This window comes from Pseudomonas sp. P4_B3 (genome assembly GCF_056402295.1).
The window spans coordinates 376565-402634 of record NZ_JBFUHR010000007.1 but is presented as its reverse complement, the minus strand read 5'-3'; the positions used below and the strand labels follow the sequence as shown (position 1 = coordinate 402634).

The 26070-nt window shown below is 57.4% G+C and carries 20 protein-coding genes; 9 read left to right on the top strand and 11 right to left on the bottom strand.

Going from position 1 to position 26070, the window contains the following annotated elements; genetic code table 11:
* Positions 1-49 precede the first annotated feature (49 nt).
* The 11 genes from astB to acs form a co-directional block, all read right to left on the bottom strand.
* Positions 50-1396 (bottom strand): N-succinylarginine dihydrolase, encoded by a 1347-nt coding sequence (gene astB, locus AC1DWG_RS10620; RefSeq protein WP_477752853.1) that lies wholly within the window; start codon positions 1394-1396, stop codon positions 50-52.
* A gap of 164 nt (positions 1397-1560) precedes the next feature.
* Positions 1561-3030, bottom strand: coding sequence for a succinylglutamate-semialdehyde dehydrogenase (gene astD, locus AC1DWG_RS10615; protein ID WP_477787805.1), 1470 nt, complete (start codon positions 3028-3030; stop codon positions 1561-1563).
* Positions 3027-4052, bottom strand: a complete 1026-nt coding sequence (gene astA / locus AC1DWG_RS10610) for an arginine N-succinyltransferase (protein WP_477752854.1) — start codon at positions 4050-4052, stop codon at positions 3027-3029. The genes astD and astA overlap by 4 nt, the downstream gene beginning before the upstream one ends.
* Before the next feature lie 70 nt (positions 4053-4122).
* Positions 4123-5142, bottom strand: a complete 1020-nt coding sequence (aruF, locus tag AC1DWG_RS10605) for an arginine/ornithine succinyltransferase subunit alpha (protein WP_110658821.1) — start codon at positions 5140-5142, stop codon at positions 4123-4125.
* Between the two features lie 209 nt (positions 5143-5351).
* Positions 5352-6572, bottom strand: a complete 1221-nt coding sequence (locus AC1DWG_RS10600; RefSeq protein WP_477787762.1) for an aspartate aminotransferase family protein — start codon at positions 6570-6572, stop codon at positions 5352-5354.
* A 281-nt stretch (positions 6573-6853) separates the two neighbouring features.
* Entirely contained in the window at positions 6854-7834 is a 981-nt protein-coding gene (gene argR, locus AC1DWG_RS10595) for a transcriptional regulator ArgR (RefSeq protein ID WP_477787761.1), read from the bottom strand.
* A gap of 312 nt (positions 7835-8146) precedes the next feature.
* Positions 8147-8911: an ABC transporter ATP-binding protein gene (locus tag AC1DWG_RS10590; RefSeq protein ID WP_046042317.1), complete on the bottom strand. Its 765-nt coding sequence runs from the start codon at positions 8909-8911 to the stop codon at positions 8147-8149.
* Between the two features lie 37 nt (positions 8912-8948).
* Positions 8949-9647, bottom strand: a complete 699-nt coding sequence (locus AC1DWG_RS10585; protein WP_223446648.1) for an ABC transporter permease — start codon at positions 9645-9647, stop codon at positions 8949-8951.
* Positions 9644-10333: an ABC transporter permease gene (locus AC1DWG_RS10580; protein WP_015096506.1), complete on the bottom strand. Its 690-nt coding sequence runs from the start codon at positions 10331-10333 to the stop codon at positions 9644-9646. The genes AC1DWG_RS10585 and AC1DWG_RS10580 overlap by 4 nt, the downstream gene beginning before the upstream one ends.
* A 91-nt stretch (positions 10334-10424) precedes the next feature.
* Positions 10425-11201, bottom strand: coding sequence for an ABC transporter substrate-binding protein (locus tag AC1DWG_RS10575; protein ID WP_477755901.1), 777 nt, complete (start codon positions 11199-11201; stop codon positions 10425-10427).
* Positions 11202-11757: 556 nt separating this feature from the next.
* Positions 11758-13713, bottom strand: a complete 1956-nt coding sequence (acs, locus tag AC1DWG_RS10570) for an acetate--CoA ligase (protein ID WP_477787760.1) — start codon at positions 13711-13713, stop codon at positions 11758-11760.
* A gap of 405 nt (positions 13714-14118) precedes the next feature.
* Between acs and AC1DWG_RS10565 the strand changes: the two genes are divergently transcribed.
* The 9 genes from AC1DWG_RS10565 to AC1DWG_RS10525 all read left to right on the top strand — a co-directional run bounded on the left by AC1DWG_RS10565 (position 14119) and on the right by AC1DWG_RS10525 (position 25949).
* On the top strand, positions 14119-14382 hold the full coding sequence (locus tag AC1DWG_RS10565; RefSeq protein WP_477765440.1) for a DUF2790 domain-containing protein: 264 nt from the start codon (positions 14119-14121) through the stop codon (positions 14380-14382).
* 190 nt (positions 14383-14572) lie between these two features.
* A complete protein-coding gene (locus AC1DWG_RS10560) occupies positions 14573-14848 on the top strand; it encodes a hypothetical protein (protein WP_477787759.1) in 276 nt (91 codons plus the stop codon).
* Between the two features lie 527 nt (positions 14849-15375).
* Positions 15376-16623: a ribonucleotide-diphosphate reductase subunit beta gene (locus AC1DWG_RS10555; protein ID WP_108215199.1), complete on the top strand. Its 1248-nt coding sequence runs from the start codon at positions 15376-15378 to the stop codon at positions 16621-16623.
* 710 nt (positions 16624-17333) lie between these two features.
* Positions 17334-18299, top strand: coding sequence for a hypothetical protein (locus tag AC1DWG_RS10550; protein WP_477787758.1), 966 nt, complete (start codon positions 17334-17336; stop codon positions 18297-18299).
* A gap of 46 nt (positions 18300-18345) precedes the next feature.
* A complete protein-coding gene (locus AC1DWG_RS10545; protein ID WP_477787757.1) occupies positions 18346-21306 on the top strand; it encodes a Z1 domain-containing protein in 2961 nt (986 codons plus the stop codon).
* 21 nt (positions 21307-21327) lie between these two features.
* Positions 21328-23376, top strand: a complete 2049-nt coding sequence (locus tag AC1DWG_RS10540) for a hypothetical protein (RefSeq protein WP_477787756.1) — start codon at positions 21328-21330, stop codon at positions 23374-23376.
* Complete coding sequence (locus AC1DWG_RS10535) at positions 23373-24338, top strand: hypothetical protein (protein WP_477787755.1); 966 nt, start codon at positions 23373-23375, stop codon at positions 24336-24338. The genes AC1DWG_RS10540 and AC1DWG_RS10535 overlap by 4 nt, the downstream gene beginning before the upstream one ends.
* Positions 24335-25051, top strand: coding sequence for a DUF6339 family protein (locus AC1DWG_RS10530; RefSeq protein WP_477787754.1), 717 nt, complete (start codon positions 24335-24337; stop codon positions 25049-25051). Before AC1DWG_RS10535 ends, AC1DWG_RS10530 begins: the two co-directional genes overlap by 4 nt.
* The gene (locus AC1DWG_RS10525) at positions 25038-25949 is read left to right on the top strand and encodes a PD-(D/E)XK motif protein (protein WP_477787753.1); all 912 of its coding nucleotides are present in this window, start codon (positions 25038-25040) and stop codon (positions 25947-25949) included. Before AC1DWG_RS10530 ends, AC1DWG_RS10525 begins: the two co-directional genes overlap by 14 nt.
* Positions 25950-26070: the final 121 nt, after the last annotated feature.

The following is a 26070-nucleotide window of genomic DNA, read 5'->3' as shown; positions in this document are numbered from 1 at the left end:
TCGTTTGAGATGAAGCAGCGCGCTGCCGTAGAAGGCGGCGCGCCGTCGATCAATTGATCTGGAATGGATAAACCGCGCCCAGTTTAAGGATTTGCGTCAGTTCATCCAGTGCCGTCCGGCACTCGAGCAACAATTGCGGGTCCGCCAGATCGTTTTCGGTCATGCGGTCGCGGTAGTGCTTCTCGACCCATTCGGTCAGTGTGCCGTACAGCGGCGCCGTCATGATAACCCCTTGATTGACGGCCGCCAGCTCGGTTTCGTTGAGTGCGACGCGCAACCGCAGGCAAGCCGGGCCACCGCCGTTCTGCATGCTCTGCTTGAGATCGAAGACTTTCACTTCGCGGATCAGGCCGCCGGAGCTGGTCAAACCCTGCAAGTATTGCCAGACACGCTCGTTGCCACGGCATTCTTCCGGCACGATCAATAGCATGGAGCCGTCAGGACGCGACAGCAGTTGGCTATTGAACAGGTAGGAACGAACCGCGTCTTCCACGCTGACCGCGGAACGCGGAACACAGACAGACTGAAATTTCCCACCGACTTTGGCGAGTTTGCTCTGCAACTCCGCAAGCATCTGCTCGGTCTCGAGGAACGCGTCCTCATGGTAGAACAGCACTTCGCCGTTACCGACCGCAATCACGTCGTTGTGGAACACACCCTGATCGATCACCGACGGGTTCTGCTGGGCATAGACCACGCCGTCATCGCTCAAGCCGTGCAAACGGGCAACGGCCTGGGATGCTTCGAGGGTCTGGCGCGCCGGGTACTTCTGCGGTGCCGGGTAGCGGGTGTCGAACGCGCTGCGGCCGAACACGAAGAACTCGACACCGGCTTCGCCGTATTCACGGCAGAAACGCGTGTGGTTGGCCGCGCCTTCGTCACCGAACTGCGCCACGGCCGGCAAGGCAGCGTGGTGGGCAAAGTGTTTCTGGTCAGCGAACATCGCCCCCAGCACGCGGCTGGTGGTCGGGTGTTCGATGCTGCGGTGATATTTGCAGTTGAGGTTGGCGGCGGTGAAATGCACGCGGCCATCAGCAGTGTCGGCGCTCGGACTGACCGTGGCGGCGTTGGCCACCCACATGCTCGAGGCCGAGCAACTGGCCACCAGCAGCGGCATCGCGTCTTTGGCAGCGCGCTCGATCACTTCAGCATCGGTGCCGCCAAAACCCAGGCGACGCAGTGCGGCCACATCCGGGCGCTCTTGCGGTGCCAGTACGCCCTGCTGGAAACCCATTTCCATCAGCGCTTTCATTTTTGCCAGGCCTTGCAGCGCCGCTTCCTTGGGGTTGGAAGACTGCTGGCTGTTGCTCTGGGACGCGACGTTGCCGTAGGACAGGCCGCCGTAGTTATGGGTCGGCCCCACTAGACCGTCAAAATTGACTTCATAGGATTTCATCAGCGAGGCTCCACGAGAATCTGTTGTTATAGGCTTCTAGTAACAATTGAGTAAGACCGAGTCGCAGCCTTCGCGGGCAAGCCCGCTCCTACAGGGTTTGTGTCGTACACCAAATGTGTATCCACCACCGAACCTGTAGGAGCGGGCTTGCCTGCGAATGGGCATCACGCCATTTTCACGCCAGGCGTGAGAGCGGCAGGCATCACCAGGCTCGGCGTTTCCAGCGAGGCCACCGGGTACGCGCAGTAATCCGCCGCGTAATAGGCACTGGCGCGATGGTTGCCCGAGGCGCCGACGCCGCCGAACGGTGCACTGCTCGCGGCACCGGTCAGTTGTTTGTTCCAGTTGACGATACCGGCACGGCTTTCCAGCCAGAATTGCTGGTAACGCGCTTCGGAGTCCGACAGCAGACCAGCGGCCAGACCGTAGGCGGTGTCGTTGGCTTCAACGATCGCCGCTTCAAAATCAGCGTAGCGGATCACTTGCAGCAACGGGCCGAACAGCTCTTCGTCAGGTCGATCGGCGACAGCGGTCACATCCAGAATGCCCGGGGTCAGCAAGGCCGACCGGGCCTGAGGCTGCGTCATTTCCAGCAGCGCCACGGCGCCGTTGGCCAGCAGATGTTCTTGCGCATCCATCAACACTTTCGCAGCGCCGAGGGAAACCACCGAGCCCATGAACGGCGCCGGTTGCTGATCGAAGGCACCGACTGCGAGGGTCGCGCTGACCGCCACCAGGCGCGCCAGCAGCGAGTCGCCCCAGGCACCTTGTGGCACCAGCAAGCGCCGGGCGCAGGTGCAGCGCTGGCCGGCGGAGATGAACGCCGACTGAATAATGGTGTACACCGCGGCATCAAGGTCCGCGACCTGATCGACCACCAGCGGGTTGTTACCGCCCATTTCCAGCGCCAGGATCTTGTCCGGACGACCGGCGAATTGCTGGTGCAGGTGATTGCCGGTGCGGCTGGAGCCGGTGAAGAACAGGCCGTCGATGCCCGGGTTCGCCGCCAGGGCGATACCGGTTTCGCGAGCGCCTTGCAGCAAATTCAATACGCCGGCCGGCAGACCGGCCTCGATCCAGCACTTGACCGTCAACTCGGCGACTTTCGGTGTCAGTTCGCTTGGCTTGAACAGCACGCTGTTACCGGCCAGCAGTGCCGGCACGATGTGGCCGTTCGGCAGGTGACCCGGGAAGTTGTAAGGACCGAACACTGCCACCACACCGTGTGGTTTGTGACGCAGCACAGCGGTGGCGTCGCCCAGCGGGCCGCTCTTCTCGCCGGTACGTTCGCGGTAGCTCTGCACCGAGATGGCGATCTTGTTGACCATGCTGGTGACTTCAGTCGCCGCTTCCCACAGGGGTTTGCCGGTTTCTTCACCGATGGTATGAGCCAGTTCGTCCGCGTGAGTCTTCAGGGCAGCAGCAAAGGCTTCCAGTACCGAAATACGTTCTTCCAGGGTACGCCGCGCCCAGCCCGGGAACGCCTGACGCGCCGCTTGCACAGCCGACTCGACCTGAGCGGCGGTGGCACCGGTGCCGGACCACAGCACCTGCTGGGTCACCGGGTTCAGCGACTCGAAGGCTTCGCCCCCACCTGCCAGCCATTCACCTGCGATGTAAAGCGAATTCATTATTTCGACTCCCGAGCTGCGGACAACGCCACGGCGCGCACTTGATCGCCAGCGTTGAGTTGAAGACGTTTGGCGGTCTGCGGATCGACCACCAGGGTGCCGGCGGCCAGACGTGCTGGCGCAGCAGTGATCCGGCAGTCCTCGCGCTTGCGGTTGTGAATGATGAATGGCGTGGCGTCGTCACCCGGCGTGCCAACGGCCAGCACCAGCGCCTGGCTGTCACGCACGGCGCGGATCTTGGCGGTTTCGCACTCGATGGCCGGGCCGGCGTCGAAAATGTCGACGTAGCCCTGGTAGCTGAAACCTTCGCTCTTGAGCATGGCCAGCGCCGGCTCGGTGTCCGGGTGCACCTGACCGATGACGTTGCGCGCATCCGGCGACAGGAAGCAGGTGTACAGCGGGAATTTCGGCATCAGTTCGGCGATGAACGCCTTGTTGCCCACGCCGGTCAGGTAGTCAGCCTGGCTGAACTCCATCTTGAAGAAGTGCCGGCCCAGGCTTTCCCAGAACGGCGAACGCCCGGCTTCGTCGGAAACACCGCGCATTTCGGCGATGATCTTGTTGCCGAACAGTTGCGGGAACTCGGCGATGAACAGCATCCGCGCCTTGGACAGCATGCGACCGTTGAGGCCACTGCGGTAATCGGCGTGCAGGAACAGCGAGCACAGCTCGGAGTTGCCGGTCAGGTCGTTGGCCAGGAACAGCGTCGGGATTTCACGATAGATGTTCAGCTCTTGCGAAGCGCTGACCGTCAGACCGACCCGGAAGTTGTACCAAGGCTCACGCAAGCCAACGGCGCCGGCAATGGCGGAAATGCCCACCACGCGAGCGTCGTCGTCTTCGAGCACGAACAGGTAGTCCGCGTCGCCCCGCCCGGCTTCGCCGCGAAAGGTCTTCTCGGCCCAGCCGACCCGATGGGCCAGCCGCTCTTCGTTGGCCGGCAAGGTGGTCAGGCCGGTGCCGGTGCTGCGGGCCAGGTCGATCAGAGCGGGTAAATCGCTGCTGCGTACGGGACGAACGATCATGCTATCTCCTCAAACGGGCCGCTTGCGCCACCCGTGAAACTTCGCTGCTTTCTAGGCATCAATTGCGACGTTAAACCGCCACCAGGCGCACGCTGGCACCCTCGCCGACGCCCAGGGCTTCGGCTGCTTCCAGGTCCAGGGTCACCGGTTTACCCGGTGCGTAGTCAAGCTCGAGCATGACCGCGCGGTAGTCCTGCAACTGGGCATTGGCAACCAGATACTGGCGACCGACGCCTTTGACCGGCTCGCCGATCTTCACTGGCACCACACGGCTCTGGGCGATCGAACGGATCCCCGAGACACGGGCATGCAGCGTCGGGCCGCCGTCGAAGATATCGATGTAGTGATCGGTTTCGAAGCCTTCGCGCATCAGGATGTCGAAGGTGATCTGCGCCCGCGGGTGTACCTGGCCCATGGCTTCTTGAGCGGAGTCCGGCAGCAGGGGCACGTAGATCGGGTAATGCGGCATCAGTTCGGCGAGGAACGTCCGGCTCTTCAGGCCGCACAGACGCTCGGCTTCAGCGTAGTTGAGGTCGAAAAAGTTGCGCCCGATGGCATCCCAGAATGGCGAGTCGCCGTTTTCATCGCTGTAACCGACGATCTCGGTCACCACGGAATCGGCAAAACGCTCCGGATGGCTGGCCACGAACAGCAAACGGCCACGGGAGTTGAGCTCCGACCACGGCGAACCCACCAGATCGCGCTGCACGTAGAAGCTGGTCAGCAAACTGTTGCCGGTCAGGTCGTGGCACTGCGAGAGCACGTGGATCTTGTTGTGAATCTTCAGCTCGCGCGAAGCGTGCACGAAGGTTTCGTTGCGGAAGCTGTAGAACGGCTCGGAATAACCGGCGGAAGCAACGATTGCCGAACAGCCGACCAGCTTGCCGGTAGTGGAGTCCTCAAGGACGAAGAAATAGCTTTCCTCACCATTGAAGCTCACTTCGGCGGCGAACGAGGCTTCGCTTGCCGCGATCTTGTCGCTCAGGCGTTCAACGTCATCCGGCAAGGAAGTGACACCAATCGGGCTGTCCGCAGCCAGACGCTGTACCTCGCCCAGATCAGCCATTTGCGCGGGGCGCATCACCAGCATGGTGTCACTCCTTTTTCTAAAACTCTTTGAGGAAAATAAGCCAGCCCGGCCTTTGAGGACCTTGTAGGAGCGAGCTTGCTCGCGATGGTGTGTCAGTCGACATCAATGTTGCTGATCCACCATCGCGAGCAAGCTCGCTCCTACAGTAAAGCGGGCCCGGCATATAAAATTGGGTTCGACGCCTGAAAGGTCAGGCGTCGAAGGGTCTATCAGGCTTGCGTCAGTTTTGCTGCGGCACGCTCGAAGCGGTCCAGACCGGCATCGATATCGGCGTCTTCCACCACCAGGCTTGGGGCGAAACGCACCACGTCCGGGCCGGCTTGCAGAACCATCAGGCCTTCTTGCTCAGCGGCGTTGAAGATGTCCTTGGCCTTGCCTTTCCRGGCATCGCTCAGCACGCAACCGATCAACAGGCCCATGCCGCGGACCTTGGTGAACAGCCCGTATTTCTCGCCGATCTGCTCAAGGCGCGCCTTGAACTTGTCGTGTTTGGCGTTGACGCCGGCCAGTACTTCAGGGGTGTTGATCACGTCGATCACGGCTTCAGCGACCGCACACGCCAGCGGGTTGCCGCCGTAAGTGGTGCCGTGGGTGCCGACGACCAGGTGCTTGGCCAGGTCGTCGGTGGTCAGCATCGCCGCGATCGGGAAACCACCGCCCAGGCTCTTGGCGCTGGTCAGGATGTCCGGGATCACGCCGTAATGCTGGTAGGCGAACAGATGGCCGGTACGGCCCATGCCGGTTTGCACTTCGTCGAAAATCAGCAGCGCGTTGTGCGCGGTGCAGAGTTCGCGGGCACCTTGCAGGTATTCCAGTTCAGCCGGGATCACACCGCTTTCGCCCTGAATCGGCTCCAGCACCACGGCGCAAGTCTTGTCGGAAATGGCAGCTTTCAACGCAGCCAGATCGTTGTACGGCACGTGGGTGATACCGGTGATTTTCGGACCAAAACCGTCGGAGTACTTCGACTGGCCACCGACGTTCACGGTGAACAGGGTGCGGCCGTGGAAACTGTTGAGCGCGGCGATGATTTCGTACTTCTCGCTGCCAAAGCGGTCGAAGCCGACGCGACGGGCCAGCTTGAAAGCGGCCTCGTTGGCTTCGGCGCCGGAGTTGCAGAAGAAGGCGCGGTCGGCAAAGGTGGCATCGACCAGCTTATGGGCCAGGCGCAGGGCCGGCTCATTGGTGAACACGTTGGACACGTGCCACAGCTTGTTCGCCTGCTCGGTCAAGGCACCGACCAGCGCCGGATGCGCGTGGCCCAATACGTTAACGGCAATCCCGCCGGCGAAGTCGATCAGCTCGCGACCGGACTGGTCCCAAACGCGGGAACCGGCGCCACGCACAGGAATGAATGCGGCAGGCGCGTAGTTGGGAACCATAACCTGATCGAAATCGGCGCGTTGTACCGCAGCGTGCTCAACGGACATCGGAGTCTCCTGAAGAGAAAACACTCGCCTGAAACTGGCGAGCGATGGGGGGATTGTAAGGACAGTTTTCAGCCCGGCCTTGCCGCCAAGCGACAACTTCTTATAGCGCAAACCCCGGATTTTCCCGGGTTTACGGCAATGCGACATATAGGGTCGCAAAGGCGCAGTTTAAACTGTCGCGAGCGCTTATAGGCAGTTCTGCGGGAAACCGGCTGCTCCCACAGGGGATTGCGCCTGATCAGTTGGCACTGGTTTGAAAAGGCTGCTCCTGCTGGAGCCAACTAGCTACGTTCGGCCGGCACTGACGACAATTCGAACGGGCTGCTGCTGCGCCGCTGGTTGCGATCTTCCCGCGGCGTGGCGCCGAAGAAGTTGCGATAGGCGCTGGAGAAATGCGGCCCCGAGGAGAAGCCACAGGACAGGCCGATCTGGATGATCGACTTGCTGGTTTGCATCAACATCTGCCGGGCCTTGTTCAGGCGCAGTTCCAGGTAGTACTGGCTCGGCACACGGTTGAGGTATTGCTTGAAGATGCGCTCCAGTTGCCTGCGGGACACGCACACGTRCTGGGCGATTTCGTCGGTGGTCAGCGGCTCTTCGATGTTGGCTTCCATGAGCAACACGGCTTGTGTGAGCTTCGGATGGCTGGAACCGAGGCGGTTTTGCAGCGGAATGCGCTGGCGTTCACCACCTTCGCGAATACGCTCGACTACCAGTTCCTCGGAGACCGCACCGGCCAGTTCCGCACCATGGTCGCGGGCCAACACGGCCAGCAACAAGTCGAGCACCGACAGGCCGCCGCACGCCGTCAGGCGATCCCGATCCCAGTCGAACAGGTGACTGGTGGCGATGACCTTCGGAAAGCGCTCGGCAAAATCGTCCTGCCAGCGCCAATGCACGGCCGCGCGATAACCGTCGAGCAAGCCTAATTGCGCCAGCGGATAAACACCGGCCGACAGACCGCCGATCACGCAGCCGGCACGCACCAGTTGTTTAAGCGCACTGCTGAGCGCCGGCGCCAGTGCGGTCGGTGGCTCGTCGGCGAGCAGGAACAGCTTCTGGAAATTTTCGAGCTTGCCGGTCCACGCTTCACCCGGCAACTGCCATTCGCCTTCGGTCCGCGGTTCGGCCTGCAGGAATGACAGTTCGTAAACCACGTCCGGATGCACACGCTGGGCAACACGCAAGGCCTCCTCAGCCAGCGCAAGCGTCAGTGCTTTAGTGCTGGGCCAAATCAGGAAACCAATTCGATGGGCAGTCATGGGCGAGCGATCCGAAGCGAAGAACAGTGATGAAGGCATGGGCCAATGCTAGCCCGTAAACGAACGCAAATCTCAGAACCAGCACAGATCTAAATGTGGGATCTGGCTTGTCGCCCCCCCCTGTAGGAGCTGCCGAAGGCTCGGGCCGCGATCGGACGATCTTTTGATCTTGATTTTTCAAATCAAAAGATCGCAGCCTCGTTTCACTCGACAGCTCCTACAGGGGGGCGACAAGCCAGCCCCCACAAGGGAGCGGGGCCAGCCACCAAATTGCGAAGCATGCACTATCCCTGTGCACAACGGCAGTCCTGATTATTTCAAGCTGCCGGACAGGAATTGCTGCAAACGCTCGGACTGCGGGTTCACCAGCACTTCGCGCGGGTTGCCGCTTTCTTCGACCACACCTTTGTGCAGGAACACCAACTGGTTCGACACTTCACGGGCGAAGCCCATTTCGTGGGTCACCACGACCATGGTCCGGCCTTCCTGGGCCAGGGCCTGCATGACTTTCAACACGTCGCCAACCAGCTCCGGGTCGAGGGCCGAGGTCGGTTCGTCGAACAGCATCACTTCCGGCTCCATCGCCAGCGCACGGGCAATCGCCACGCGCTGCTGCTCGCCGCCGGACATGTGGCCAGGATAAGCATCCTTGCGATGAGCAACGCCTACCTTGTTCAGGTAGTGCTCGGCTTTCTCGCGTGCCTCAGCCTTGGACATGCCCAGCACATGCACCGGCGCTTCCATGATGTTTTCCAGCGCGGTCATGTGCGACCACAGGTTGAAATGCTGGAACACCATCGACAGGCGCGAACGCATGCGTTGCAGCTGTTTCGGATCGGCCGCCTTCAGCGCGCCGTCCTTGTTCGCCACCAGCTTCAGCTCTTCGTTGTTGAGCAGGATCTTGCCCGCGTGCGGCTGCTCCAGCAGGTTGATGCAGCGCAGGAAAGTACTTTTGCCGGAGCCACTGGAGCCGATGATGCTGATCACATCGCCGGCTGCCGCCTTCAGGGACACGCCCTTGAGCACTTCGTGACTGCCATAGCGTTTATGCAGGTCTTGGACTTCAAGTTTGTACATGCTGTCGGTTCTCACAAAAACAGTCAGTCAGTGGTATTCAGTGCTTGCGCGGGGCCAGGTAGCCCAGCCAGCGGCGCTCGGCCATCTTGAACAGCTTCACCAGGATGAAGGTCAGGCACAGGTAGAACACGCCGGCGGTGATGTACGCCTCGAACGGCAGGTAGAACTGGGCGTTGACCGTGCGCGCGGCACCAGTGATGTCGATCAGAGTCACGATCGACGCCAGACTGGTGGTCTGCAGCATCATGATCACTTCGTTGCTGTACTGCGGCAGCGCGCGGCGCAGGGCCGACGGCAGCAGGATGCGCTTGTACATCTTGACCCGCGACATGCCCATGGCCTTGGCCGCTTCGATCTCGCCGTTCGGCGTGGCGCGCAGGCTGCCGGCGATGATTTCGGCGGTGTAGGCGCTGGTGTTGATCGCGAAGGCCAGGCACGCACAGAACGTTGCGCTGGACAGCCACGGCCAGAGGAAGCTTTCACGTACGGCTTCGAACTGCGCCAGACCGTAGTAGATCAAGAACAGCTGCACCAGCATCGGCGTGCCGCGGATCACGTAGGTGAAGAGCCAGGCCGACATGTTGACGACCGCGTTTTTCGAGACGCGCATCAGGCCCAGCGGCAAGGCGCACAGCAGGCCGAAGAACAGCGACAGCGCGAGCAATTTGAGGGTGGTCACCAGGCCGCCGAGGTACAGCGGCAAGGCCTCCCAAATGACGTTGTAGTCGAAGATCATAGATCAGCCGCCCTTACGCCTACCGAGTAGCGCTTCTCAAGGTGACGCAATGCCAGCAACGACACACTGGTGATCACCAGGTACATCGCCGCCACTGCGAGGAAGAAGGTGAAAGGCTCGCGGGTGGCATCGGCCGCCTGCTTGGCCTTGAACATCATGTCTTGCAGACCCACCACCGAAATCAGCGCGGTTGCCTTGGTCAATACCAGCCAGTTGTTGGTGAAACCGGGAATCGCCAGGCGAATCATCTGCGGCACCAACACCCGGAAGAACACCTGGAAACTGCTCATGCCGTAGGCCATGCCGGCTTCGGCCTGACCTTTGGGGATCGCCATGAAGGCCCCACGGAAGGTTTCCGACAGGTACGCACCGAAAATGAAGCCCAAGGTGCCGATACCGGCGGCTAACGGGTTCAGGTCGATGTACTCGTCAAAGCCGAGTAGCGGTGCGACACGGTTGAGCAGGTCCTGGCCGCCGTAAAAAATCAGCAGGATCAGCACCAGGTCGGGAATACCGCGGATCACCGTGGAATACAGGTCGCCCAGCCAGGCCAGCCAGCGCACCGGCGACAGACGCAGTGCCACGCCGATCAGGCCCAGAACGATGGCCATGGCCATGGACGACAAGGCGAGCTGAAGCGTCAGCCAAGCGCCATCGAGGATGACAGCCCCGTAGCCTTTCAACATGATTCAGGTCCTCGAAAGTTGGGATGAAAAAATGGCGCAAACCTCAGAGATCCTGTTGCTTGCGCCATTTCGGACTTGTCGCAGAGACGTGTTACTTGCCGTAGATATCGAAGGCGAAGTATTTGTCCTGGATTTGCTTGTACTTGCCGTTCTCGCGAATGGCCGCGATGGCTGCGTTGAGCTTGTCCAGCTCAGCCTTGTCGCCCTTGCGCACAGCGATACCTACACCGTCGCCGAAGTATTTGACGTCGGTGAACGCAGGGCCGACGAAGGCGAAACCTTTACCGGCGTCGGTTTTCAGGAAACCGTCATCCAGCAGCGTAGCGTCTGCCACGGTGCCGTCGAGGCGGCCGGCGGCCACGTCGAGGTAAATTTCGTTCTGCGAACCGTAAGGCTTGATCTCGGCACCCAGCGGGGCCAGGACTTCGCGGGCGAAACGCTCGTGGATCGAACCACGCTGCACGCCGATGTTCTTGCCCTTGAGCTCGGTCAGGCCTTCGCTGACCTGAGTGCCGGCCTTCATGACCAGGCGAGCCGGGGTGTTGTAGTACTTGTTGGTGAAGTCCACAGACTTCTTGCGATCTTCAGTGATCGACATGGACGACAGGATGGCGTCGATCTTGCGCACCTTGAGCGCAGGGATCAGACCGTCGAACTCTTGCTCGACCCAAACGCACTTGGTCTTCATCTCTTCGCACAAAGCGTTGCCGATGTCGTAGTCGAAACCAACGATGCTGCCGTCCGGCGCTTTCGACGCGAACGGAGGGTAAGCCGCCTCGATACCGATTTTCAGAGGTTTTTCATCGGCGAAGGTTGGCAGAGACAGCACGGACAGTGCCAGGGCGCCAAGCAGCACGAGTTTCTTCATCTTGGGACTCCATCGGTAAAGGGCTAAAACGGCAGAGTGAGCAACAGCCCAATATGCGAGTGAGTGGAACCAGAAAGCAGTGCTGCGTCCTGGGAAGCCAGTGTTTAAATTCAACACGGGCAACGACGAGCGAGTGATCGGCATTCTAACGACAGGCCCGAGGCCGATATTTCTTCAATGCGACAACTAATTACAGAAGCACCGAGAAAGCCGTTTTAGCGCGTTGACAGCCCTGCAAAATCATGCAGGAGCAAAAGACATTGAACCGATCTGTATTGCAAATTGCGGGCCTATTATTGGCAAACCCTTCTAATCCGGCAAGCGCAGTGTAATGGCTTATTTTTTGAGGGGCATTTCAGGCCCGGATTTGAGCCCCGGCGTTTCCCAATGCCCCGTATTGAAGCGATGCGGTTACACATTGAGTAACCTGAAAGAATGCAGGTAACAGTAGGAAAATGCCGACAGAGGAAGCCGATAATTATTGGTTGAAGATCAAAAACAAAAACCCCGCCAGGCTCAACACCTGACGGGGCTTTTGATGACTCAGATCCGCCGCTTACGCGACATTCATGGTCTTGTGCGTATCAATCAAATGCTGCACCACACTCGGATCAGCCAGGGTGGAGATATCACCCAACCCATCATATTCAGCCGTCGCAATCTTGCGCAGAATCCGCCGCATGATCTTGCCCGAGCGAGTCTTCGGCAGCCCCGGCGCCCACTGGATGACATCCGGCGAAGCAATCGGGCCGATCTCCTTGCGCACCCAGTTTTTCAGCTCCAGGCGCAGCTGCTCGTTCGGCTCTTCACCGTTTTTAAGGGTGACATACACATAAATGCCCTGCCCCTTGATGTCGTGCGGCACACCGACCACCGCGGCTTCGGCGACTTTCGGGTGAGCGACCATTGCGCTTTCGATCTCGGCGGTACCCATGCGGTGGCCGGACACGTTGAGCACGTCGTCCACGCGACCGGTGATCCAGTAGTAGCCATCGGCATCGCGACGGGCGCCGTCACCGGTGAAGTACATGCCACGGAAGGTCTTGAAGTAAGTGTCGACGAAGCGGTCATGGTCGCCAAACAGCGTACGCGCCTGGCCTGGCCACGAATCGAGAATCACCAGGTTGCCCTCGGCCTCGCCTTCGAYGATGTTGCCCAGGTTGTCCACCAGTGCCGGCACCACGCCGAAGAACGGACGCGCCGCAGAGCCTGGCTTGAGCGCRTGAGCSCCCGGYAGCGGGCTCATCATGTTGCCGCCGGTYTCGGTCTGCCACCAGGTGTCGACGATCGGGCARCGGGACTTGCCGACATTCTTGTAGTACCAGTCCCAGGCTTCCGGGTTGATCGGCTCGCCCACCGACCCCAACAGACGCAGGCTGCTGCCATCGGCGCCTTCAACGGCGGCCGTGCCCGAGGCCATCATGGCGCGGATCGCCGTCGGYGCGGTGTAGAGGATGTTGACCTTGTGCTTGTCGACGATCTTCGMCACCCGGGTGATGTCCGGGTAGTTCGGCACGCCTTCGAACAGCAGCGTGGTCGCACCGTTGGCCAGCGGGCCGTAGACGATATAACTGTGGCCGGTGACCCAGCCGACGTCGGCGGTGCACCAGTAGATTTCACCCGGGCGGTAGTCGAACACGCGCTCGTGGGTCATGGCCGCGTACAACAGGTAACCGCCGGTGGTGTGCTGCACACCCTTCGGCTTGCCGGTGGAGCCGGAGGTGTAAAGGATGAACAGCGCYTCTTCGGCRCCCATCTCTTTCGGCGCGCACACGGTGCCGGCCACTTTCATCAGGTCYTCGWACCAGATGTCGCGATGCGGGTTCCACTTGATRTCGCCACCGGTGCGCTGGCACACGATGACTTTCTGGATGCTGCTGGTTTCCGGGTTGGTCAGCGCGTCGTCGACGTTGGCCTTGAGCGGGATCTTCTTGCCGGCACGAATGCCTTCGTCGGCGGTGATCACCACTTTGGATTTGCAGTCGATGATGCGACCGGCCAGGGCTTCCGGCGAGAAACCGCCGAACACCACCGAGTGAATCGCGCCGATCCGGGTACAGGCCAGCATGGCGACCACGGCTTCGGGGATCATCGGCATATAGATRGTCACCACGTCGCCGCGGTGCACGTCCTGGCCACGCAGGGCGTTAGCGAACTTGCAGACTTGCTCGTGCAGTTCGCGGTAAGTGATGTGGCGGCTTTCGGCAGGGTCATCGCCTTCCCAGATGATCGCGACCTGATCGCCGCGCTCGGCCAGATGCCGGTCGAGGCAGTTGTAGGACACGTTCAGGGTGCCGTCGGCRAACCAYTTGATGTCGACATGGTGATCGTCGAAGGAAGTCTGCTTCACCGTGGTGAAAGGCTTGATCCAGTCGAGGCGCTTGGCTTGCTCGCGCCAGAAGCCGTCCGGGTTGACGACCGACTGCTGGTACATGGCCTTGTAGGTCGCCTCGTCGGTCAGCGTGTTAGCCAGAACCTCGGGACGAACGGGATACAGGGAAGCCGCACTCATCTTTCTTACCTCGGTGGAATAGTTGTTTTTGTATGACCACGTTTTAGCCGGGCCGGGCCTATAGAACCATTCGACGATGGTAGTAACAAGCCCCTACAAAATGCGCTGAAATAGCCATCTACCCTGTCACACCGGGGATAAACCGTCGTACTCCAAACGAGGTAGGAGCTGCACATCACCTGAATTTCGGGGATTGTTACGAAATCTGTCAAAGGTGTTTATCAAAACCACGGCTATATGGACGAAGCGCCCACGCCTAAAATCCGCCACGCCAACAAGGCAACCTGATTAACCCAGTTACAGCCCCCACGAAGGCAGTTAATCAAACACCCTGGTACTGAAGTTCCACACGCAATCCCAAAAAGATTGCGTGCCCCCTTTCGATCTCTAAAAGGTAAAAATTAAATGAAAGCTTTATTGGTTCTGGCCCTCAGCAGCGTGTGCCTGACCGCCATGGCCGGCGAGGTCCCGACTGATGTCGCCCAGCAACAACCGCCCGTTGAGGAATACACTTACTCGATGAATCTGGACATCGCCAAAGTGATCTCGATGAGCGAAGCACCGAACGTGTGTGAAGTTGTCCCCATGAAAATGGAATACGAAGATTCCCACGGTCAACGGCATATCCTGCGCTACAGCGCGATGGGCAATGGCTGCTCTAACGGCTGATCCCCTGCTTCACCCCTCCCCCAATAAGGTTCGACCCACCCGCCTCGATCAGGCAGATGAAGCGCCGAACCTTAATGATCAATTAAATCGATTGTTTTTAGCACTTATTTGCGCTTTTTAATCGAAATAGTCGGCGTAGTATCAACTGCAACCCAAGACAAACAACGCCTGCGAAACTGGAGCAACGACCATGAAAACCCAACTGATCCTCGCCCTGACCCTCTCCGTCCTGGCTGCCAACACCTTCGCCGCCGATGGTTACGACCGCACCGGCTCGGCTGCTTACACCAGCGAAGCGGCTGTCGCTTCCGACGGTTACGACCACACCGGTTCCGCGTCCTTCGCCGCCGATGGCGCAGATCACATTGGCGCTGGCAAACTGGCATCCGACGGCGCTGACCACACTGGCGCCGCCCGCCTCGCCGCCGATGGTGCCGACCACATCGGTGCCGCTCGCCTGAGCTGATCCGCCAGCGTGACTTCACAGCCCGACTTCGGTCGGGCTTAGTTGTGTCTGGAGCCTGAGAAAACCCCACCGAAACACAAGATGTAGTGAAAAATACCTTTTTTGGTTATTTCTTGAACAAAAATAATCCAGGGCAAAAAATCAGGAAAAAAAATCTTCCCCCGCCAACATCGTTCAAAGCCCTGTAAACCCTCGCTCCGAACGAAAAACCGCCCCCGTCGACCGATCCGTGAGCCATTTCGCCGCCCCACAGCATGCAAAACTTCCCTATAATGCGGCCTTAAACGGGCCTGCAATATTCCCTTACAGGGATGAAAAGCCAGTCTGAAGCCCCGCACAAGCGATCAAAGCTTGCTGCGCCCATCAGTGGCTCTCGGAACCCCGTACAAATTTCTGTTTGATGCCTGCGTATAGCTGCTGCAAAAAACAATTCCTTTAGATCCAACGCGGCCAGTAAGGCCGTGTGAAAAACCGACCTATCCAATTTCACACGGGCACACTGGCCCTCACGCAGGAGACGACACGTCATGCTGAGCTGGGACGAATTCGACAAAGAAGACACGGAAGTAGCAGTCAAGAGCGCCAACGCTGGCCACGCCACCGAAGCCAACATGGACCGTCTCGACAGCGCCGGCGGTGCCGCCGCCCTGGAAGCCCGTGCCGTGACCGCTTCTGACTCCGCCGCCGTTGCCCGCGCCAAAGCTGCCCTGGACTCCCTCGACGTCGCCGAAGGCCTCGCCGAACTCGAAGGCGCCTCCGCCCGTGTCGCCGTTGACGAAAAGCGCATGATCAACTGCCGCGCCGACCTCAACCAACTCGTACCCTTCAAGTACGACTGGGCCTGGCAGAAGTACCTGGACGGCTGCGCAAACCACTGGATGCCGCAAGAAGTCAACATGACCGCCGACATCGCCCTCTGGAAAGACCCGGAAGGCCTGACCGACGACGAGCGCCGCATCGTGATGCGCAACCTCGGCTTCTTCTCCACCGCCGACTCCCTGGTTGCCAACAACCTGGTCCTGGCCGTGTACCGCCTGATCACCAACCCGGAATGCCGCCAGTACATCCTGCGCCAGGCCTTCGAAGAGGCGATCCACACCCACGCCTACCAGTACTGCATCGAATCGCTGGCCATGGATGAAGGCGAAATCTTCAACATGTACCACGAGATCCCATCGGTCGCGAAAAAAGCCACCTGGGGCCTGAAATACACCCGCTCGATCTCCGATCCGAAGTTCGAAACCGGCACCGTCGAAACCGACAAAGAACTGCTGCGCAACCTGATCGCCTACTACTGCGTCCTGGAAGGCATCTTCTTCTACTGCGGCTTCACCCAGATCCTCTCCATGGGCCGCCGCAACAAAATGACCGGCGTCGCCGAGCAGTTCCAGTACATCCTGCGCGACGAATCCATGCACCTGAACTTCGGCATCGACGTGATCAACCAGATCAAAATCGAAAACCCGCATTTGTGGGATGCCGAGATGAAGGAAGAGGCTTCGCAGATGATTCTGCAGGGCACTCAGCTGGAGATCGAATACGCGCGTGACACCATGCCTCGTGGGGTATTGGGCATGAATGCGGCGATGATGGAGGACTACCTGAAGTTCATCGCTAACCGTCGCTTGTCGCAGATTGGGTTGAAGGAAGAGTATCCGGGGACTACGAATCCGTTCCCTTGGATGAGCGAGATTATGGACTTGAAGAAAGAGAAGAATTTCTTTGAGACTCGGGTTATTGAGTATCAGACTGGTGGGGCGCTTAGCTGGGATTGACTCTATTAATATAAAAGCACTGAAAGGGGCTGCCGCAAGGCGGCCCTTTTTTTATATATAAACATCCAATATTTTATTTTACACCATTAACACCCAACAACCGCCTAAGCCCGCACAAAAACCACGAACAATTATTCATACACATATCAAAAACCTAAATACATAAACCACATTAAACTTAACACCATCGCAACGGTGCACTTTGAATTTCTTTAACTAAAAACAAACTATGACCCATACAAAAACCTTGCCCCCCCCCCCCCCCCAACTTTGACGAACTACTGCCAAAAAAATCCAGAAGGAGCCTTCCATTTAAAATGAATAGAACTTCCAACATATTTGAATCACTCTAACTTTCTTCCACTTCAGTCACTTAGCGAGTCCATGCACACCTCTGTTGTAGAAAATGCTTTGAGCGCTCACCTTTGGCCGTTGACGACCTGTCGCAGTCGTCCGGTTGCAGTTGAAGGCAGCCACTGATGCACCTTTTAGTGACTTGTTCTCTGACACCATGTTGGAGCTGCCCCACTAACGGCTGCCACCTCTGCCTTAAGGCCTCCAGCCGTACCTATTTAACCTGTACCATTTTTGCACCAGTAAATTTACAGACGGGTGCCTTCTTACTCTCTTGCCTAGCACGCGCCCCTAAGCTTCGAGGTTAAAATCTCACACAATAACGCGGGCGAACAGCTACAATCGTAAAATTCTCAATGAAAGGCTTGATACGTATGTCAAAAAGGGCAAAGGATATTGATACCATTTCCGCACATATCAAGCATCGCATAGAGAGGGGGCTTACTGAACTTATTGATCCATCCGAAATATATGCACTATTCCCTAAAGATTCTGAGAAAACCACAAAAGGGAAAATAAAAGATGCAATGGATCAAAATTTTCATCTTGTAGGATTAGTTGCCAGCATTTTTCCGCATACAGAAACTATTTTAAACGCCACAGAGAAAGAGCTTGGCAGCCCTGTCGTAGGAGAAACGCTCGTCCAAGCAAACAAAATCGCAAAAAAACTGGTCGACACGCTGACAAACTCCTTCATAAAGAAATTTTGCGAGAGTTCACTAGGCAACGATTTCGACAAGGCGACCGACCAGATCTCCACATCCTTCCAAAAGCTCAACAGCCAATTATTAATCCCATACAAAGAATATTTAACTCAATTAGATAACGCCATTGTATCTATTGCTGGCACGCTTAATCAGTCCTTATTTGTCCGTGCCCTAAGAAACTCAGGATTCTCTGACGAACAGAAAAATAGAACTTTTAGTGAAACCGGAAAAAATTCTGAAGGTGATATTAAAATCTATCATGAAGGAACTGGCAAAGACGGCAACAAGATCCTCAATATAGAAGCAAAAAGCTATGCAGCACGCGAGCGCTTGTTGAGGGGCCTCACAGATATACAGAACCCTAAAGTTGGAGTGGGCTTTTTCAATGATCCCACAGAATTCAGTCGTACACGTGTTGAGCTGCTCGTTACTTCAGCGCAAGCTCAAGCGATTTACATGCCCCAGCAAACATACACTGCGCTTACAGCGGAAGCCAAAAAAGTCGCTCACACAAGCACTGGACGTGTATGCCGGATTCTTGAGAGCGAGTTCACTCAGGACATGACTGTTTTTAAAGTAAAAGGTGAAATCCCATACATAAACCCACATGAGTGAACGGTGTCTGGTCTCACAAGCATAAAAAGACTCCATGTGGAGTCTGATGCGAACCCTGTCGCTGCTATGCTTAGGCTTCTCGAATGGGATCGCCCCCAAATCAGGCGATTACCCCCGCGACGAGTCAGCCATCATGCCTTGTTTTGCTGATCGTTATTTTCAAGCTCATCTGCGAGTAGGGAAGCCAATGTCAAATATCATGACGGATCCGCGGTACGACTTGTGCAGGGACTATATCGACTTGTGCCGGCAGCAGAATCTGACATGGGAAGAGCTGCTGTCCCGCGGCAAGACCGAAGAGGAACTGGATCGATGGCTGGCTACGCAGATGGAGCTCAATTTCTGGCCTTCGCTTGGGCAAACGTCGACCGATCGGCGGCAGTGCTGGCGGGATCTCGTGGCCGGTAAACAGGCAGCGGACGAGAGGGCCGTCGAGACGAGTCGCCCGCTGGTTGTAGTGGGAATTGAGGAAACCGAGCCAGATATCAAGGTGCCCGCTTCGGCGAAAACGGCTTGGCAACTGTACCGGAAACATCTGCTCGACCAAGGCTGGAAAAAAATAGCCGTCACTAACATTGAAACTTCTGCACTGAAAACGCTACGGCATATGCGCCTGAAAAGCCCAGAGCCAGTGAAAGGGCTTATTGTCGGACATGTGCAGTCCGGCAAAACGGCGAGCATGGCCGGACTTATTGCCATGGCCGCCGACCATCGGTGGAACCTGTTCATCGTGTTGACCGGTACGCTGGAAAATCTCCGGGTGCAGACACGCGACCGGCTCCTTAACGACCTTGTCCGTCCTGGCAATCTGGGTTGGCGACCAATCAACCACCCAGGCCCCGACAGCCCTCCGGAATACCAAGCACGGAACATGGACTTCACCGAAGACAGCCGTGACCGCCATCTGATTGTGTGCCTGAAAAACCCCGCACGACTCGAGAGACTGATTGGCTGGATCAAGGAGCTCAAAACTGGCATGGACAACATGCGTATTGTGGTAATCGATGATGAAGCCGATCAGGCTGGCATTAATACTGCAAACGTGTCCACAGAGGAGCGCACAAGAATCAACAGGCTGATCGTCAAGCTTGTGAATCTGCCCGTGCAGAGCGTGAATTACATCGCCTATACCGCAACACCTGCAGCGAATTTCCTCAATGAGGGGCCGGGGGAAGGGCTGTATCCGGAAAATTTCATCATTGCCCTGAAACAGTCCGACGAACATTTTGGCCCAGTCCAGATTTTTGGAAACTCAGACACGGGGCAACAGGCACTAGGTATCGTACACACCGTCAGTAAGGATGATCTTGATCGGGTTACTGCTGTACACGATGGCAATATCAGTGAACTCCCGAAAAGCCTCGAAGACAGCGTGTTGTGGTTCCTTTGCTGCGCCGCCGCCATGCGGTTCAGAGGCTTTTCCCGACCGGTAAGCATGTTGGTTCATACCAGTTCAAGACAGGCGCACCACGCAGGTGTGGATGAGGCAATCCAAGCGCTGTTGGAGCGTTTTGCTACACAGCACAGAGTTGACCCCGAAGGTTTCATGCTCCAGTGCCGGCAATTCTGGGAACGGGTTACAGCAGATTTAGATGCCACTGATTTCGCCACTCGCTTTCCCCTTTATGGCCGGCTGGAAGCTATCGAAGCCTGTCCTGGTTTTGATGAGATCTACCCAGAGTTTGACGCCCTGCTGGCCGAGGTAACCGCCATCCAGTTAGATGAAGAGGGAGCCCCAAGTTACCACCGAGGGGTGCATATTTGTGTGGACAACTGCGCCAATAATGGAATCAACGATGAAAACGAAATGCGGCGACTGTTTTATCCGCCGCCACCAGGGAAGGGCGGGCCTGCCTTTGCTACCGCGTTCATTGTCATCGGCGGGGGGACGTTATCCCGCGGACTGACCATTGAAAACCTTGTTAGCACCTTTTTCTTGCGCGGCTCAGCCCAAGCAGACTCGCTGATGCAAATGGGCCGCTGGTTCGGCTACCGAAAAGGCTACGAACTGCTCCCGCGTATCTGGATGCCGGACGAGACGCTCGAAAAGTTCGAATTTATGGCACAGGCGGAAGAAGACCTGCGCGATGAGTTGGAGCGTTGTGAGCGCCAAGGTACCAGGCCGTCAGAATTTGGCCCCCGGGTGCGGATCAATCCTCGGATCAGTTGGTTACGCCCTACCGCCAAAAACAGGATGCAACGTGCCATCGGCGCCATGTATGACTTTTCCGGTGTTAACCGGCAAACAACCCTATTTCACGATGGTGCCGGATCCGGAGATATTCACCGCGAGAACTTCAAGTTTACTGGGAATTTCCTGCGCGCCCGGGGCAAGGGCACCACTGGTGGATTTGGCAGTCAAGTGTGGAGAGGTGTGGAGGTGAATGATGTGTCGGAATTCTTGCGCGGCTTCACATTCCACCCTGCCAGTCAGTTCTTCTCCGATATTTCTCCTTTTTTGGGGTGGCTTAAAGAGCACGCAAAGGCTGCCGGCTTTGATACCTGGAACATTGTAGTTGCGGGCACCGAGGCTAAAGCTTGTGACGGTTGGAAGTTGCCGGGTGTGAGTGTAGGGCGCGTGACCCGAACCCGCTTGGGCCAAGAACGTAGTGACGGCGCCGTATCAATTGGTGCGCTCAGGGATCCGCGGGACTTGCTGGCCGATCTCGACAGTGAAGTATCAGATATTCCTTCTGGCAAAGTATTTACCAATACCTACATTGAGAGTTTCAGGAAAAAGCACGGGGTGGGCCACATTCCTCAACTGCTGCTTTATCTCATTGATAAGGACAGCAAGCCAAAGCCACGGCCTACTAGCGAAGCAACTGAAGACTCTGATGTACCAGTGCCCGACCGTGCCCGCCAACCACTGGCGGCGCAGGCAGATATTGTCGGGGTCAGCATCTGGTTACCTGGCGCCAACAGTGGCAAACAAAAAAACTTCGTCACCCACGTCACCGTTAACATTCCCGCCGCGTTCACAGATAGCGATGCCAACTGGGCATAAGAAAATTCAGAGGGAAACTGAGTGAAGTACCACGGATTGTCGTTGCGACCCATGCAGGAATCCGGCGCGTTTTTGTTGCGGGCCATGCAGAATGAAGACATGCCACGCCTCGACCTGCTGGTTAGAGAGTCTGTTCAAAATTCGCTGGATGCGGCCATCGATAAACTACCGGGTGGCCGTGTTTGTGTAGATTTTACTTTCCGTAAGCATTCCACCGCGGCGGTGACGGACTGGTTCCATGATGGTATTGACTTACCGGCGCTTCATAAGCGCTTCCCCGGGGGCGGACGCTTGCTGGAGATTCGCGACTCCCGTACAGAAGGCCTGGGCGGTCCTCTCAGGTTTTCACAGGTTAATGGCGCCAGTCCGCATGGCAACTTGCTCAAACTGGTATTCGAGATCGGCCGCACTAGGGATGACGAAAGCGCCGGCGGCTCTTGGGGATTGGGCAAAACCTGTTACTTCCGCATGGGGCTGGGTTTTGTTCTGTATTACTCGCGTGTTCACACCGAACCGGGCTATCAGGAACGCTTGGTGGCTAGCATCGTAGAAGACGAAGCCAGCCAAGCGAAAATCCAGCGCAATACGCAAACCGGGATTGCTTGGTGGGGTCAAGACAACAGCCAGGAACCGGTCCCGGTAACAGACTCTTCACAGATCGCCCCCGTATTGGCCGCGCTGGGCGTACGCCCCTTTGAGCGGGAAGAAACCGGGACGGTGATCGTTATTCCGTTTCTTAAAGACGACTTGATTGCCGAAGAGGAGCCTAGAGAGGATGGGCAAGCGCCATGCCAACCTTGGTGGTGTGAAAGTTACGACACTTACACCGAAGTTGCGTTGCAGCGCTGGTTCGCTGCCCGACTGAACAACCCCTTGTTCCCCAATGGGCCATGGTTGGATGCGCGGGTAAACGGCCAACCGGTGCTCCGCGCCGAGATGCTTCCCGTCTTTCAGGTGATGCAGTCACTTTACAACCGAGCTGCAGCAGATCAAGTTCTCGACGACGATTACCTAAAAAGGCAAGCTGTGGATGAGTCTGACCTAATGTGCAGGCACGTGACCGTTCGTAGCGAGTTCGAAGGTACCAGTCGTGCAGGTACACTGGCAGCGGTGATTCTGAGCAGTGACCAATTGGGCATGGGGGCACCGGACAACCAGCCAAGCCCCGGAACCTGCGTATTCGGGCGCTTGGATATCACCCCGCCCTATCGCCCGATTGTCACTTACGTGCGAATGCCGGGCATGAACATATGCTGGGACGACAGCACGGAAAGTCGGGGCTGGTCTGGTGGCCTGCCTAGTGCTGCAGCTGGCGGGCACTTGTTTGCTGTGTTCGTGCCCATTCATGACCAGGTGCTGGTAAAAAGGAAGCTTCTTCCAGTTGCAGCAGGCCGTACACTAACCCTTGAGGCATACTTGCGCAGTTGTGAGCGCTCGGACCATACCGAGTGGGTCGATAAAAGCGGGGTTCGAATCGTCGAGAGAATCCGCACCAACACAGGGCGAGCGCTTAAAGACTTCGGTGGTAAGGCCGTTCCAACTTTCGATGTAAAACCGGCTGTACGGCTCGCGCGCAATCTGGCTGATCTTGTAATGCCCAAACGCGGCTTCGGCCTAGATGGGCGCTCTGGCCGCCCAGCACAGCAGAACAGGCAGCGAATCGGGGGACACCCGAAGACTTCGAACCCGACTCTCTATATCGAGCACATTGAACACTCCGGCGGCAGTATTGTTGTCTACTGGTCGCTGGCGTGGGGGGCTGCCAACCCATCTAGCGCCCGTGTGATTGAACTGCGCGTCGATTCCGAGGCAGGCACAATTACAGATCGCCACTGGACCGACGACGCCTTGGGTGAATTTCCATTTCGGATCAGAGACTGCAGGATCGAATCAAAGGCCGCCGTAACCCAGGTAATTGCGCACGCTCATGTTCGGATTCAGGCAACGGCTGCACAACCTCCCGCTTCAGTAACAGGCCATCTTCGTATAGAGATCGCGGCCCCCTTAGGAGGCACGCTACGCCCGGCACTACACGTGAGCCTTGCTGAAAAGGCGGAGGTGGTGCTGTGAGCAGACTAATTATGCCGTACCGGATACTACCGGCTAATCTGCCTGACGATTTCCAGTTGGGGACGCAATTTACCTTCACCTCGCACGGGCCCGACCCTAAAGCAAAGATGATCAGTGACCGCCAATATTCACTTGGTACAGACAGCGACTGGAGTGCAGATGACCATGATCTGGTTATTCACTGCCAGTTGGAGAATGTCTGTCGTTTGGCGGTACTGTTCGGCGAAGAAGGCGTTGCTGCGCCCGACGCCGAACTGGTAATCGCACTGGAGTGGACTTCAGCGGATTCAGGGTGGCGGCAATTCAGCGCCCCTCTCCGCCTTACCCGCGAACAGTGTATACAAAAAGAACTGGTACGGTGCATCAGGCTCCAGATTGATCGCGCGACGATGCGTGGCTGCGGACATTTGACGCTGATGCTGATGCTGGGGCAGCCCGGCAGTGCAGCGGCCAACTCTGCCTGGGCCCAAGTAACCGGCGCTCACTTGGGCGCGCTGGCTGAGCGTGTGGAAGTGGTAATTGATGGTGACGGCTCACTGTTTCCGGTTCTGGAAGAGGCTCGGACGGCCGAAGGCGCGCTGTGGGAGTTACGCGCCAATTGGACCGACGCATTCGAAGAGCCGTTCTCCAGTGAATACATTGCCCTGCTGCTGAATCGGGACCATGAGCTGTACAACGCTCTTTATGAGCGCAAGCCTGAGTCTGGCCGCCAGACGCCTTTGATGAGGCAGGTGCTGTCATCATGGATCGCGCTATTTGTATACAAAGTAAAGGGTGAGATTGGTGACGATCTCGAAGCACTAGTCGGGCGCCCAAGTATCACAGATGAGCTAGGCAGCGTCGCAGATGCCGCGGCTGCTTTTGTCCGGCTTGGGGCTTTGGATACGACATCGCCAGAAAAACTGTTTATGTCAGCACAGTGCTGGCTCGACCGGTGTGTAGAACCGGAGGATGAACTATGAAATGGCCCACGCTGAGTGTGACCATGGCACAGCGGCGCTTTAGCGAGATGGCGGAGCACGATGTTTTTGAGGCAGCGGGACTTACCGCAGAGCTAGAGGCGTTCCGTGATGAGTTCCTTCGTGAGTCGGCGCCCTTTGAAGGCTTATTGAAACAGAATGCGGGGGCATTCGATGTGGCATGCGGTCTTGTGCTGTACCGAGTCTTGGGTCAAGCCGGGTTTGATGTGCGAGCAGCCGCCGACAACGGAGTATGGCGCTTTCTTTCGGTCAAACTGTTGCCTGATCTGGTAGCAAAACGCTGGGAACAGACACCGGAAAGCCGGTTCTTTAGCGGTCGTAGCCGTATCTGGTTGCGGGCAATCTGGTGGACGGTGCACCTGACATGGCAAGGTTCAGAATCGCGGACGCGGGAGATTCTCGCGACCGTGACGACCGATACCATAGTACAGCTAGTAGAACGGCCTGGCAGGGCTGGGTTCAGGGTTGAACTTACCCGTCAACTGTTCACGGAACGCAGCCAACGCACCCCCTCGCAGGAGCAGTTCCGAGCAATCATGAGGCTGAACACCGCCCGGATCCTGATACTTGAACCTTCGTTTCATGAAGGCGGAACAATAGGTTATGTCCGTCGCCTGTTCAATGATGCAGGCTGTCCAGAGCTATTGAGCGTCCGAGCACATCTAAAAGGTGAATCACCCCATGAACCTGCTTGAAGAAATCCGTTTTGGTTTTGCCAATCTCGGCAAAAACGGCTTGATGTTACCAATCAACCACCTGCCCTGTAGCGCACCCGCTTGGGTATTCACTGAGGGGACAGTGTTTGGCGTGGCTGTCGAGCTCAATGATGACCGGCTGGTGGCAGAGGCTTTTACCGGCTCCCAATTAGTATCGGTCGATCGAATCGTTGGCGGGGTGCCACGCCGCTTGCTGCGCCTTGAGTCCAGCCTTCAGTCGTTGCGAAACGAATTCGCGGTCATTTGTGCCCATATGATTACACCGGGGAACGATGACTGCTTACGTAAGGAGTTGCTTGCCGAGCCTTCGGCGTGGTGGACAAAGTGGCGCCACCTGTTGGGTAATTCGTTGGCCACCAAGAGCAGCTACGGGGCGCTTGCCGAGATGCTCACCATTGAGAAATTGATGCACCAAGGGATAGAAGTGCAATGGCACGGCCCCTCCGGCGGTGTGGTTGATGTGTGGACGCCATTTGCTGGGTACGAAGTAAAAGCTACGGTTAGCCGTTACGATTCCTGCATTCACGTGGCCGGACAATTCCAGTTGGCGCTGGCTTCTGCAGGTATGCTGAATCTGATCCACTACCGTTTCGAACCGTCCGCGTCCGGCGAATCTATTGATTCTGTTGCGCAGCGTCTGATCAACGCTGGATTCGACGCCGAAGTACTGACCCAGTCACTGGCACGAGTGGGCTTCCATCCAGGCAGTTCAGCACGGCGTGAAACCTTCATAGTGCTGGAATCGCGGTTATTTCCGGTGGACGCCGGTTTCCCAAGAATCGTCCCGGAGAGCTTTATAGGTGCTAGCTTGCCCACAGGGGTAGTGCGTATTGAGTACCAAGTAGACCTGGCTGGGCTTGTTCACCAACCGTTTTGATGCATGTAAGAGGCCGGACATTTTTTAACAGAGCAACTAGTAGAGAACGGCCAGCGCTGCACATCCGATATTTAATTGCTGCCGGCAAACTTTATGCTCTGAGGCCTTCACCGGTTAAAGT

Excerpts from the sequence above, each read along its gene's own strand:
- AC1DWG_RS10530 (WP_477787754.1), top strand. The coding sequence starts at position 24,335 with ATGAAATGGCCCACGCTGAGTGTGACCATGGCACAGCGGCGCTTTAGC.
- astA (WP_477752854.1), bottom strand. The coding sequence starts at position 4,052 with ATGATCGTTCGTCCCGTACGCAGCAGCGATTTACCCGCTCTGATCGAC.
- AC1DWG_RS10555 (WP_108215199.1), top strand. The coding sequence starts at position 15,376 with ATGCTGAGCTGGGACGAATTCGACAAAGAAGACACGGAAGTAGCAGTC.
- AC1DWG_RS10575 (WP_477755901.1), bottom strand. The coding sequence starts at position 11,201 with ATGAAGAAACTCGTGCTGCTTGGCGCCCTGGCACTGTCCGTGCTGTCT.
- AC1DWG_RS10560 (WP_477787759.1), top strand. The coding sequence starts at position 14,573 with ATGAAAACCCAACTGATCCTCGCCCTGACCCTCTCCGTCCTGGCTGCC.
- AC1DWG_RS10565 (WP_477765440.1), top strand. The coding sequence starts at position 14,119 with ATGAAAGCTTTATTGGTTCTGGCCCTCAGCAGCGTGTGCCTGACCGCC.
- AC1DWG_RS10525 (WP_477787753.1), top strand. The coding sequence starts at position 25,038 with ATGAACCTGCTTGAAGAAATCCGTTTTGGTTTTGCCAATCTCGGCAAA.
- AC1DWG_RS10580 (WP_015096506.1), bottom strand. The coding sequence starts at position 10,333 with ATGTTGAAAGGCTACGGGGCTGTCATCCTCGATGGCGCTTGGCTGACG.
- AC1DWG_RS10545 (WP_477787757.1), top strand. The coding sequence starts at position 18,346 with ATGCGAACCCTGTCGCTGCTATGCTTAGGCTTCTCGAATGGGATCGCC.
- AC1DWG_RS10585 (WP_223446648.1), bottom strand. The coding sequence starts at position 9,647 with ATGATCTTCGACTACAACGTCATTTGGGAGGCCTTGCCGCTGTACCTC.
- astB (WP_477752853.1), bottom strand. The coding sequence starts at position 1,396 with ATGAAATCCTATGAAGTCAATTTTGACGGTCTAGTGGGGCCGACCCAT.
- AC1DWG_RS10590 (WP_046042317.1), bottom strand. The coding sequence starts at position 8,911 with ATGTACAAACTTGAAGTCCAAGACCTGCATAAACGCTATGGCAGTCAC.
- aruF (WP_110658821.1), bottom strand. The coding sequence starts at position 5,142 with ATGCTGGTGATGCGCCCCGCGCAAATGGCTGATCTGGGCGAGGTACAG.
- AC1DWG_RS10550 (WP_477787758.1), top strand. The coding sequence starts at position 17,334 with ATGAAAGGCTTGATACGTATGTCAAAAAGGGCAAAGGATATTGATACC.